Origin of the sequence: Paenibacillus plantarum (assembly GCF_013141695.1) — a bacterium.
Classification (GTDB): Bacteria; Bacillota; Bacilli; order Paenibacillales; family NBRC-103111; genus Paenibacillus_E; species Paenibacillus_E plantarum.
Genome location: NZ_WHNY01000092.1, coordinates 64,120 through 77,058, shown reverse-complemented (window position 1 = coordinate 77,058; position 12,939 = coordinate 64,120). Strand labels below are relative to the sequence as shown.

The following is a 12,939-nucleotide window of genomic DNA, read 5'->3' as shown; positions in this document are numbered from 1 at the left end:
GGAGGTACATTTTAAATGGCTATTCGTCGTAATAAAATTACCGTTGTTGGCGCGGGTTTCACAGGTGCTACTACTGCTCTAATGCTAGCTCAAAAAGAACTTGGTGACGTTGTTCTACTTGATATCCCGCAATTAGAAAACCCTACAAAGGGGAAAGCACTTGACATGCTTGAGGCGGGTCCAGTGCAAGGCTTTGACGCTCAAATCACAGGTACTTCCAATTATGCGGATGCAGCTGGTTCTGACATTGTCATCATCACAGCAGGGATCGCTCGAAAACCAGGGATGAGCCGCGACGATCTTGTTAACACAAATGCGGGTATCGTGAAATCCGTTTGTGAGAACGTGAAGGAAGTTGCTCCTGATTCCATCGTGATCATTTTGAGTAACCCTGTTGATGCGATGACATACGTCGCTTACCAGGCGCTAGGTTTCCCGAAAAATCGCGTTATCGGTCAATCCGGTGTACTTGATACAGCCCGTTATCTGACGTTTATCTCGCAAGAGTTGAACGTATCCGTTGAGGATGTGAAGGGGGTTGTTATCGGTGGACATGGCGATGACATGGTACCACTCGTGCGCTACACATACGCTGGCGGGGTGCCTATTGAGAAGCTGATATCAGCTGATCGCATCGAAGCCATCGTTCAACGTACACGTACTGGCGGCGGCGAAATCGTTAACCTGCTTGGTAACGGTAGTGCATACTACGCACCAGCGGCTTCACTTGTGCAGATGACGGAAGCCATCCTGAAAGATAAGAAGCGAATCATTCCAACAATCGCGCTGCTTGAAGGCGAGTACGGCTATAACAACCTGTTCATGGGTGTTCTGACAGTTCTGGGTGCTAACGGCATCGAGAAAATTATGGACATCGAATTGACAGACGCTGAGCGATCAGCTTTGGACAAAACAGCTGAATCCGTACGTAATGTCATCAAAGTAGTGGCAGGTTAATAAATGAGAGGCCAGTCTCCTAGGTTTTAGGGGGCTGGCCTTTTTTTGTGAGGATGCACAAAAATTTGTTCTTTTTGTAAATTAATTTCCAGAATCTATCCCATGAGCATGGCCTGTGATACGATATGTATAGCCAATTACATTGGTTAATTATTCCATAGGATGGTGGGAATTGATGTTGAGAAGAAGTTGGTTTAGCAAGAGAGGCTTACGAAGATTGTGGGTTAGCGCGGCAATATTTAGTACATTTGTAAGTGTCGTACCGCAAGCATGGGCTGAAGGACCGAATGATCCAGCACCATCGATTACGCCAGCATCCCCCAATGGGAAAAAGGTATTGTTTGATAATACCCATGGTCAAACCGCAGGAGCGGCAGATTGGGTAATTGATGGGGCTTTTTCTGATTTCGCAAATGCGCTAGGAAACGCCGGTTACTATGTGAAGGAATTACGTAAAAGTACAGCAATTACACTTTCGGACTTATCTGCTTATGATGTATTCGTTATTGGGGAAGCTAATATTCCATATAAAACAACGGAACAAAGCGCTATGCTGCAGTACGTGCAAGCAGGCGGGAGCATTTTCTTCATTGGTGATCATTACAATGCAGATCGGAATAAAAACCGCTGGGATGCTTCCGAGGTATTCAATGGCTATCGGCGAGGGGCGTGGACGAATCCTGCCTTAGGGATGACTACCGCAGAGGCAACCTCGGCAGCGATGTCAGGCGTAGCCAGCTCAGACTGGTTATCCACGAACTTCGGTGTACGATTTAGATACAATGCACTAGGCGATATTACGGCTAATAACATCGTAACGGGTGCGCAAGGGTTTGGAATTACAAGCGGAGTATCCACGGTGGCTATGCACGCAGGTTCTACCTTAGCGATTACCAACCCTGACAAAGCGAAAGGTATTGTATACTTACCTGTTACAACGACGAAATGGGCAAGTGCTGTGGATCAAGGCGTATACAATGGTGGTGGCGTAGCGGAAGGACCGTATGTGGCTGTTTCCAAAGTAAGCGCTGGTAAAGCAGGTTTCATCGGTGACTCCTCGCCTGTTGAGGATGCAACACCGAAATATAAGCGAGAGGAAACAGGCGGAACGAAAACGACGTATGCCGGCTTCCAGGAACAGAATGATGCAACTTTGCTCGTCAATATGGTCAATTGGTTAGCTACCAAAGAAAGCTACACGAGTTTGACGCAGGTACCCGGATTGACTTTAGACACGGCGACCACGCTATTCACATGGGAACAGCCGGCTAACACGACGGAGCCGCAAGCGGAGCCATGGGCAACACCAGCAGCAGGGTATAAGTGGTATGATCCGACGACATTTAAAGTAGGATCATATGGGGTTGCTTCCTCTACGAATACAACGGACCCATATGCTTTCGTTCATCAAGCTCAACTTCCGAACCATTACGTATTCCAAGTGAAGATCATTATGAATGGGTTAGCTGCGAACTCGACCACAACTGGCTATAATTTGGGTATTTATAACGGCTCTGGTACACAAGTGGCGAAGGTACAGAATAGTGATGGCTCGTGGCCAGCTGCGTATGGCTACAGCACGAGCTTCTCGATGACAGCGAATGCGAGCGGGCACGCGGAGAAGATTGTGAATATCCAAATCAATACGACCGCATCTGGCGCAGCGAGCATGCGCATTAGACAGAACACGACGAATAAGTTCACAGAAGCTGTGACGATTGCGAATGTAGCAGCGGAGCCGCTGCCATAAGACCGTAAGATATAACTAAAAGGTAGAACAACGCCAGCTTCCTGGTTGGAAGCCTTCGGATGAATGGACAACGGAAGTCTTTTCAAGTCCATGTTCGGAGGCTTCCGCAGGGGGATTAGGAGTTGTTTTCTGCTTATTTAGTCACAGTTTTATGGAGATATGGTGAATTTGTAGGAATTTTGACATCGCTTTCTTGTTACCCTCATTCCGATTCTGTATACTAAAAGAGAACGATTCTAATTAAAATTGCGGAGGTCGACTTAATGCCAGAATCAGTGCAACATGTTATGCTGTTTTTACACGTAATTAGTGCTTTATTGCTTGGATCTTATGTTGTGTTCCCTTTCATTGTAGGACGAGCTGCTAGCTTATCCGGCGCAGGACAAGAAAGCTTCATGGGACTATTGGCTACGATCAACCGAATTGGTCAGTTTTCTTTGATCGTTACCTTCATCTCTGGAGGGGCAATGGTTAGCGAAGGTAGTTTCTCAGGTTTGTGGATGACACTTGCTATCGTTCTACTTGTCATTGTGGGGGCAGTTACAGGAATGATCGGTGGTCGCATCAAGAAATTGAGAGCGAATAGTGCAGCAGGTAAAAGTACAGCGGCGGATGCTGCAAAAATTAAAACATTCAGCTGGATCGGTTCTATCGCGGTTATCCTAGCAATTGTGATTATGACAAATCCTCAAATTTTGGCATAGTCTTAGAGATGTAAAGAACCTCCTTTCCAAGTGGAAAGGAGGTTCTTTGGTGTATGTTCGATGGACGCCAAAGCCCAGCTAGTTGCTGGATCTGCAGCATAGATGGATTTTCTCCAGCTAATTGAGCAGATTTTGAGTAGTTTCTTGATATAGATGGATTTTGTACTGCTAATTTCGCGCACATCGGCAAAATCGCTGAGTAATGGGCAAATTAGCTACATGAAATCCATCTAAATCAGATTATAGGCTGGATTTTGAGAATTTAGCTGGAGGTTTTCCAGTTATTCAAATCTGAGGCTGAGATTAGCTAGGATCCGCGATATCCAACGTGATTTCATCCAGCGTTTTCTCGAAGGAGGCGCTCATATGCTCCAAGAAGTAATCGACTTCCGGCATGTTCATCTTCTTCAAACTGTCGAGCACTTGTTGTTTGGCAACGACAAACTCACGGTTGCCGGTAGAGAGCTCTGTTAAGCATTTGATATAGGCTTCAATCAGATCAGCTGCCTTCACCCAGCGGTATAGCTCGGGGTCAGGATCTTGAATTAAGCCGCGATAAATGCTGCTGAGCGCTGGTGGGATCGTGCCGATCAGCCGTTCTACGGCGACATCTTCGATCTCACGGAAATTCCGCAGAATTTGCTCGTTGTTGTGTTTCACTGGCTGCGGGATGTCACCCGTCAGCACCTCGGAGGCATCGTGGAACAAAGCGATGGAGACGACGCGGTCGGTCGGGACATTCCCACCATAGACTTCGTTGGAGATGGTGCACAGCATGTGGGCAATCGAAGCTACGTAGAAGGAATGCTCGGCTACGTTCTCGCGGCGCATGTTCCACATGAGGCTCCAGCGGTCGATATATTTGAGACGATATAAGTAAGCAAAAAAATGATGATTCATAAGTTCCTCCTGAAGACGGACTGCATACATTCCGCAATTTATGGTACCTAACAGGTATATCACTTCGCCTATTTGAAGTCAACAAGTCGGGTGGGAGAGGTGGGGGTATGAATGGATGGAGCTGCGACAAGGGGAGGGCACGGAACCTATTCCCTACAGGCGCAGCTCCTGCGAATCTTTCCGATAACTGCCAGGCGTCGTGCCGGTAATTTTCTTGAAAATGCGGTTAAAGCTATTGACCGATGTATAGCGCAGCTTATCCGTAACCGCTTGGATGGAATTCTTCGGATCGCCAAGCAGCTCCTTGGCAATTCCGACTCGATATTGAATGACGTAGTCAACGAAATTGATGCCCATCATTTTTTTGAAGGAACGGCTTAGCTGTGAACTGCTGAGACCTACAAGATCGGCGCACAATTGCAGCGAAATATCCTGATCATAGTGGGCACGAATATAGGCGACAACCTCTTCAATCTGCTGGCGTTCAAAGGAGGTTTTCTCTGGCTGTGAAACGATTAATTTATCGAAAAATTGCTTGTGGAAAAAAGCTTCGATTTCTTGCAAGTTACGCTGACGCTCCAATTCCATTGTCAGATGCTTCATATTCACAGTTTCCGTATCCGTATGATAATCCTTCCCAACCGTATGAATCATCGCTCCTAGAAGTTGTGAGCAGTAGGTTTTCAGGACATCTGACGTCAACGAGCTGTCATCTTTTAACTGTTGAATGATCTGAGTAAACAGATCTTGGGCCTCTCCATAGTTCGAAACAAGCAGCGATTGCATAATAAGATTTTCCACTTCTACCAAGGCATCAGCCTGATCGGAAACAGAGGGATCTAACTCATCGCTAATGATGACGTGATTCGCACCTAAGGAGAAGCTATACCGCAGTGCATGCTTTGCTTGTAGGAATACCTCGTGAATACCGTGTAATCCCGCCTCGGAATAACCCGCTGAAATCACAAAATTTAATTTCAAATACGTACGAACCGCCTGAAGAAGCTCATTCGCGTATAGGCGCGACTGATGCGAACCCGCTTGATCAGGTTGATGAAGGATAGCAAATAGGCCAGGCTGGATCATCATGATCCGTGTGATGCCTTTTGCACTTAGAATTTCATTCACAATGTTTTCGATAGCGTAATAGAGAAGAAACTGATCATTCTTAGAGTATTGTGACTGCAGGAAGGACGAATCCGTTTCCAAAAGGAACAAGCAGATGGGCATCTGGTGGAAAGTGTCCTGCTGCAGCGTCGTAACGCTGGAATTGCCGAGTAAGAGACTCATGAGACTGTATTGCTCCACATGGGCATGATACTGCTCTAGGTTTTTTTTCAAAATGTCATTATGCTTCTCAACGTCTTGAATATGTTCCGTGATGAAATGAATTTCATCTTTGGCCTGTGTGGCATCTTGCTGTTTAAATACCCGTTGCGTAAGCTTCTGGACAGGCTGGTAAATGCTTTTGGACGTAAAGATAGCGATGATGATGGCTAATAAAATGAAGGCAATACTGACCCCGAATAAAATATTTCGCAGTTGATTCGTTTCTTTCGCTACTAAAGCAGTCGGGAGCACGGACACATAATACCAATCTCGATTAGCGGAATATACGGTGTTAATTAATGAAGGCTTCCCTTCGATAGTCATCGTGAAACGATAATTCGGCATGTTTTTACCATTGGTCAACTCGGAAAGAAAGCCTGTTGAGTCAATATGGCTGGCAACCTTTTTGGGATCAGAGTGCATGACGGCATCTCCAACAGAATTGACCACGAAATAAGTCGCAGGATCATTCGTATTCGCTTTCAAATGACTGCTTAGTGTTGCAGCATCCAGATATACGATAAAGAAACTGTTCACCACATTCGAGCCTGCCGTCGTTATCGGTCTAATATAGGTAATAACCGGTCGATCCAATCGTGTGTTTAGATGATTTCGCGTATCGATCCAGCTGCCATATTTGGTTAAGGCATGGGATTTTTCGATTACCATAGGATCAAGGAATTCATCAGGCTGAAGCAGTAAGCCACTGGAGGTAGCAATTTTATTGTAAGTGGTAGAGAAGAAATCAATTTCTACGACATTTTCCATCCCACTGCGCAGATTGGTTAAGACCGTGTACAAATCGTTGACCAACTGAAAGTTCTTGTAAGTTAAGTCTTCTTGCGTAAAGCGGCTGAGCGCCGAGTTATCGTAGGTATATTGCAGCATGAGTTCATCGAACTTCTTGAATTGATTGTTCATTTCTTTCTCAACCTGATTTAGAAAAACCTGATGCATCTGATCCGTCTGATCACTAATAATGCGATTACTAATCAAGGAAGAAGATAGAGCCATAATGGCAATTGGAATACTGGACAAAAGAATGAGTGAAATGAGCAGTCGATTTTTTAATTTCCAGCCCGGCCTTTTCATGGATAGGAATTGCTTAAGTCGGCGCCATGATTGAGTTTGCATATCCAATCTCCTTGTCATTAAACGATTCGCATAGTGTGAAAATAGTATATCATATCCGGATACGTCTCTAGGGAAATTGGGGGTACACTCTTTTTACAGGGACAGGCTTCGCCGTGCAAAAAAAGTTTATCAAGTGCTAATTCCAGCCGAATTGGCCTTTTTTCATATGCTTTTTTTGCGTAAAAATAGTTGATTGTCCTCGAATGGGGTCCTGCGTAATATTAGGCCCAAGGAGGTGAGGGCCAAATGAAAATAGGAGAGGAGCAAGGGAACGGGCATGGAGGCACATAAGAAAGTACGCCAGCACACAGGGTGGCATCGGCTTATTAAGGAAAGATATTTATGGTTAATGGCTTTACCTGGTATCGTTTATTTCTTACTCTATAAGTATATCCCGATGCTAGGGATCGTGATTGCCTTTAAGAAGTACATCCCGTCTAAAGGGTTCCTCAAGAGTGATTGGGTGGGACTGGACAATTTTCAACGAATTTTTGATTCACCGGAAATTGGTCGCTATTTTATGAACACGGTGATCATTAGTTTTTACCAAATTGTATTCGCTTTCACAGTTCCGATCGTAATAGCCATTCTATTAAATGAGCTTAAATTTGAATTTTTCAAAAAGATCGTACAAACGTTGCTGTATTTGCCGCATTTTTTATCATGGGTTGTTGTGGCAGGTATCTTCTATTTATTATTTCAAAGCGATGGGCAAGTGAATCACCTCCTTGCAAGCTGGGGCATGCAGCCGATCAATATACTTTCCAATGAAGATAACTTTCGAGGTATGCTTGTCCTGCAGGTTATTTGGAAGGAATCCGGTTGGGGAACGATTATTTACTTGGCCGCATTAACGGGAATTGATCCGGAGCTCTATGAGGCAGCTAAAATCGATGGCGCAGGCAGGCTTAGACAAATTGTCCACGTGACCTTGCCGGGGATTCGCTCCACCATCATCATCTTATTTATTCTCCGACTGGGCACTGTGCTCGATGTTGGTTTTGAACAAGTGTACTTAATGCTGAATTCGACCGTTTCGGAGGTCGGGGAAGTGCTCGATACCTACGTTTATCGTATGGGGGTCGTGAATGGGAATTTCAGTTTTACAACCGCAGTGGGACTATTAAAAGGGATCGTCGGCATGATCTTGATCGTTGGAGCCAACAAAATTGCTCGAACTTTCGGTGAAAAAGGCGTGTACTAGACAAATAAAAGGCGAAGGGCTGGTTTCAGAATGAAACAATTACGTAATGTGATTACCGTGGGAACAACCGTAATGATGATGGGGTCTTTACTCGCAGCATGCAGCAGCGGGACAGATAAAGAACAAACAAGTGCGAGCACGAGCACACCGGCAACATCCACACAGCAGGCTTCGGCAACACCTAAAGTAGAGAAAAAATATAAAATTCGTGCGATGAATATTTTGTACGGTGCAGCGCCGCCAGATACGAGTACGGGCAAGAAAGCCATCGAAGACCGTTATAATATCGAGTTCGATTATTTACCTGTAGCTTCCGGTGAGTACAACAATAAGATGGGCGTTACATTAGCATCGGGCGATGTTCCGGATACCGTTCTATTTCCATATTTGGATGCTGTGTATTTCAATGCGATTGGCAGCGATCAATTCCTTCCATTGGAATCTTACCTCGCAGATGCAACGAAATATCCGAATTTAGCGAAGCTGCCGAAAGATGTCATGGATACGCTCAAATATAAAGGCCACATCTACGGCATTCCTCGCTTACGTGGGATTCCAGGAGCTACATTGGTCATGCGTAAGGACTGGCTCGATAAATTGAATTTGAAAGTGCCAACTACGTACGATGAGCTTTACGATGTGATGAAGGCTTTTAAAGAGAAAGATCCAGATGGCAATGGCAAGGAAGATACCTACGGTTTAGCAGCAGGTGTAAATAGCGGAGCAGGCGTTAACGGTGCTTATCCATTCGTTGGGCTCATGGCGAGTATGAAAGCAGGCCCAAGCGTAGGCTGGGTTGAGGATGGCAAAGGCGGAATTGTGCCAGGTGAATTTGCACCAAATAACAAGACAGCGATCGGCTATTTAGCGAAGTTATATAAAGATGGCATCATTGCGAAGGATTTCGCGATTAAGAAGGATCAACAGGTTGAGGATGATTTCTTGCTGGGCAAAGCGGGCGTGGTATCCAACTGGGGGTATACAGGCTTTACACCTGAGCGATTGGCGAAAGCGAGAGCAGCAGATCCCAAATTTGACCTCATTGCGATTCCACCACTGAAAGGTCCAGATGGTTCCGAAGGTGGATATGTCAAAGGCGCTGGCTTCTTCGGTGTATTTTCACTCAGCAAAGATCTGTTGAAAGATACGGGCAAGCTGGAGAAAATGCTGAAAATCTTGGACGATCAGATTGGTGATGATGGGGCCAATTTCTTCAAATGGGGCGTTGATGGGGTTCATTTTAAAACAGAAAATGGCCAGAAGGTTGTTACTGATCTAGGTAAAACGGAAGGACCAAACAAATATCAACTGACGAATCATGCCAATGAAGGCGAATGGATTCTTAGTTCCGCAGATACGCCAGAGACAACAAAGTTGAAACAAGATTCCTTCACGAAAGCGATGCAGGGTAAAGCGTACTCGTCACAGGATGTAGGTCTATACTCCAAAACCTATGCGGAAAAAGGCGCAGAGCTCTATAAAAATTCCGTTGACGGTATCGTGAAAATCATCGTAGGTGAGAAGCCTGTTGATTACTTGGATCAACTGTTCGAAGATTGGAAAGCAAGAGGCGGTAAAGATGCATTAACCGAAATGAATGACGCTTGGAAAGCAAGAAAATGAGAACGTCCCATCTGACCAATCGGCTGATGGACTGGGCGGTCATCGTAATTTTGACCCTGCTGACGCTCTTGTGTCTGATGCCGATAGTAAACGTTGTCGCGATGTCGTTTGCCTCTTTAACGGATATAGTTTCAGGCAATTTTATCCTTTGGCCGAAGCAGTTGGACTGGAAAGCCTACCACTACATCTTTAACACGGGCGTGTTCTTCACGTCCCTCCGTAATACGGTGTGGATTACCGTGGTAGGTACAATTGTTAACCTGGCGGTCACTTCTTTATTGGCCTATGTCTGTTCCAGACAGCGCTTTAGTGGAAGACGTATGCTCCTCTTTATGGTGCTGTTCTCGATGCTTTTCAGCGGAGGGATGATTCCAACCTATCTGATTGTCAAAGCAACAGGATTGATGAATACGTTATGGGCGCTCGTTATCCCAACAGCCGTTTCGGCCTTTAATTTATTGGTGATGAGAGAATTTTTTGAATCGATTCATGAAAGTATCATTGAGTCAGCTACCATTGACGGTTGTAATGATTTGGGGATCTTTTTCAAAATTGTGCTGCCGCTATCCGTTCCATCGCTCGCCACGTTTACGTTATTTTACGCGGTGAGCAACTGGAATCAATATTTCTCAGCGATTCTATATTTGAACAAATCGTCGCTGTGGCCGTTACAAATCTTACTGAGGCAGGTCGTGCTCATCGGTCAGAGTGATATTTACTCGCAGCTTAGTGCTGGTGAGGCGCTCCCCATGCCGATTTCTACGCAGATGGCAACTGTCGTGCTGGCCTCAGCACCGATCGTTGTGTTGTACCCCTTTTTACAGCGCTATTTCGTGAAAGGGTTATCTTTAGGAGCAGTGAAGGGATGATGATTGACTAATTATCAAAAATTGAAATTGAAGGAGGGATGTAACGTGAGGAAAAGAATGGTTGGTTTCGTTGCCTTGATGATTGCATTAGGTTTAGTGGTGAGCTTGTTTACATTCGAGGGGAATCAGGTAGAGGCAGCCACGGCGAACACACCTTATAAAACAACAATGGGCGCTTTGACCACCATGACATGGGGTGGCGGAGATGCGAGACCGGGCTTCGCCACGGCCAATGGCTATCTGTATTCGGTGTGGGGTAGAGGGAATGCGTTCAAAATGAGAAAGGCTACAACCTATGCGGGGCTTGAGACTGCAACGGAAAATACCGTGACTGGCATGGATGCGGCTGACTGGGTGGTCGGGTTGTATTATGACAATGCGACTAGTACGTTCTATGTGACGGCGCATATGGAATACGATTATTTTCTAGGCAGCGTGGCCGCACATCATTACAGAAAGATCAAAATGTATAAATCGACTGATAATTTGGCGACCGTAACGAAAGTCGGCGATGTCGTGACAAGTGACAATTCAGATATTCATGGCTATGTGGATTACACAGGGAATTACTATGATTTCGGTGCTGGTGACCATAATTTCTACGTAGATGAAGCTGGTGGCTATGCGTACATTTTCTATGCACATGCGTGGGCGGATCTTAGATCCAATGCATTTGCGACGGGGATGTTTAAAAGTGAACGCGTAGCTCGTGCCCCGATCAGTCAATTAGGTGATCCTAATGCATGGAAGAACTTCTATTATGGTACATGGACCGAGCCAGGCAGAGGCGGGAACGCTTCAGATTTGGCAAATGGCTCGAACGGGTATGTCTTCTATAGCTCTGTTATTGGCAAATATCTCATGATGTATAACAATACGATTGCTTCAGCGACAAGCTTGACCCTGCAAGATTGGACGCCGCTGTACACGAATACGGATTTAACCTGGTTCTACTATGCGTCAGCATTGGATATGGATACCTTTAGCCCGTATATTATCGGCAGTAATGCGATTTATCTGGAGTTGACGCGAAGACGTTCAGCACCGCTTACGGTGACGAATACGTCGACGACTCGGACGGTGATCGATCCGACGTATCCAACGGAATCTGTGCCAGATAACAATTATGGATGGGACTGGAACTTTACAGGAACACCCGCACCGAAGCCACTAACGTACGTCATCTCCTATCAATGGCCTTATCAGACACATACGGCAGGCATCGGCTTTTATTCGGATTATACCGTGCCGTATTCGGTGAATTATGGGTTTGGGATGCGCATGACCTCGACCGCAGTTGGCGATTATGTGCAATTGAACGTCAATGTGCCAACGGCCGGTACGTACGAATTGTATAGCTATAATGCGACAGGACCAGTAGCTGGTGATTTCCAACTCGCCATTGATGGTGCTAATCAAGGAAGTACAGTTTCACTATTCGAGGCGGCTCCGGCTCATCCTCAGAATGGTTTGGGCTATAAGAAAACATCGATGGGCACAGTCACTTTTGCTACGGCTGGCAATCACACCTTCAAGTACACGGTAACGGGTAAAAATGCAGCAAGCACAGGTTATCAATTGTATTTCGATGTGATTAAGCTGGCCAAAACGACGACGACGACTCCACCGCCTACACCGGTGTTGAGTGAGAATTTTGAAACCGGCTCGGCAAGCGGCTGGACGACGACAGGCGGAACATGGGCTGTTGTCACAGATGGGTCCAAAGTGTATCAACAAAGCAATTCGGCAGCTTCGGATACACATGCGCTCAAGGGGAACACAGCTTGGACGAATTATACGCTTAGCGCCAAGGTCAAAGTGGATGGGTTTGATAGTGGCGGCTATGCAGGCGTCGGGTTGGATGCACGGTATTCGGATGCAAATAACTACTACAGCTTCCAGTACTACAAGCTGACCGGACAGCTGAAGATTCAGAAGAAGGTCGGCGGCGTGTTCACGGCATTAGCCTCTAAAAACTATGCTTTCACAACGGGCAACTGGCATACGATGAAGGCAGTCGTTAATGGCGGAAATCTGGAGTACTGGGTGAATGGGAGTTTAGAACTGTCAGCTACGGATACGAGCTTAACTGCTGGGGAAATTGGGTTGAATGCGCATCGTGCGAATGCGAAGTTTGATGATGTGGTTGTGCAGTAAGGAAGAGAGTATGCCGCTGGCTCAGTTATTGGGCTGGCGGCTTTTTCGTTTTGGGGGGCGTGGGCGAAAGTAAGAGTAAGGGCAATGGTGGGGACAAATGGTAGGAGCCTTTAGCTAGAATCTGATGTAGTCCGATATTTCATAACTAATTCGAGTACTCTTCTCGAAAAAGGGCGAGTAGTTCGATTCTGCCGAACTAAATCCCCGTTTCTCTAAGGTTGGGGTTATTATGGTCGATTTAGTTGGGTGATTTAGGACTAATCATGGATGGGAGACGCGGTAGGAGTGTTTAGTTTGATGATTTAGGACTAA

General features: G+C 45.8%; 9 protein-coding genes. 7 read left to right on the top strand and 2 right to left on the bottom strand.

The genetic code is table 11. From position 1 onward, the window contains the following. Positions 1–15: 15 nt before the first annotated feature. The 3 genes from mdh to GC096_RS36445 all read left to right on the top strand — a co-directional run bounded on the left by mdh (position 16) and on the right by GC096_RS36445 (position 3,411). Complete coding sequence (gene mdh, locus GC096_RS36455; RefSeq protein WP_171637875.1) at positions 16–957, top strand: malate dehydrogenase; 942 nt, start codon at positions 16–18, stop codon at positions 955–957. Between the two features lie 175 nt (positions 958–1,132). Next, entirely contained in the window at positions 1,133–2,707 is a 1,575-nt protein-coding gene (locus GC096_RS36450; RefSeq protein WP_171637873.1) for a DNA-binding protein, read from the top strand. A 263-nt stretch (positions 2,708–2,970) separates the two neighbouring features. Next, the gene (locus tag GC096_RS36445; protein ID WP_171637871.1) at positions 2,971–3,411 is read left to right on the top strand and encodes a hypothetical protein; all 441 of its coding nucleotides are present in this window, start codon (positions 2,971–2,973) and stop codon (positions 3,409–3,411) included. Positions 3,412–3,714: 303 nt separating this feature from the next. On the opposite strand, the gene yfbR is transcribed toward GC096_RS36445, so the two are convergent. Further along, positions 3,715–4,311, bottom strand: coding sequence for a 5'-deoxynucleotidase (yfbR, locus tag GC096_RS36440; RefSeq protein ID WP_171637869.1), 597 nt, complete (start codon positions 4,309–4,311; stop codon positions 3,715–3,717). Positions 4,312–4,464: 153 nt separating this feature from the next. After that, entirely contained in the window at positions 4,465–6,774 is a 2,310-nt protein-coding gene (locus tag GC096_RS36435) for a helix-turn-helix domain-containing protein (protein ID WP_171637867.1), read from the bottom strand. A gap of 277 nt (positions 6,775–7,051) precedes the next feature. On the opposite strand from GC096_RS36435, the gene GC096_RS36430 reads away from it, so the two are divergent. From GC096_RS36430 to GC096_RS39435, 4 genes are read left to right on the top strand one after another with little or no spacing between them, the layout of a single operon-like run. Continuing rightward, a complete protein-coding gene (locus tag GC096_RS36430) occupies positions 7,052–7,978 on the top strand; it encodes an ABC transporter permease (RefSeq protein WP_171637865.1) in 927 nt (308 codons plus the stop codon). Between the two features lie 30 nt (positions 7,979–8,008). Then, positions 8,009–9,601, top strand: coding sequence for an extracellular solute-binding protein (locus GC096_RS36425; protein ID WP_171637863.1), 1,593 nt, complete (start codon positions 8,009–8,011; stop codon positions 9,599–9,601). Beyond that, the gene (locus GC096_RS36420; RefSeq protein WP_171637862.1) at positions 9,598–10,470 is read left to right on the top strand and encodes a carbohydrate ABC transporter permease; all 873 of its coding nucleotides are present in this window, start codon (positions 9,598–9,600) and stop codon (positions 10,468–10,470) included. The genes GC096_RS36425 and GC096_RS36420 overlap by 4 nt, the downstream gene beginning before the upstream one ends. Positions 10,471–10,515: 45 nt before the next feature. Continuing rightward, positions 10,516–12,627 carry a 3-keto-alpha-glucoside-1,2-lyase-like domain-containing protein gene (locus GC096_RS39435; protein WP_171637860.1) on the top strand — a complete coding sequence of 704 codons (2,112 nt, stop codon included), beginning with the start codon at positions 10,516–10,518 and terminating at the stop codon, positions 12,625–12,627. The last annotated feature ends 312 nt before the right edge of the window (positions 12,628–12,939 follow it).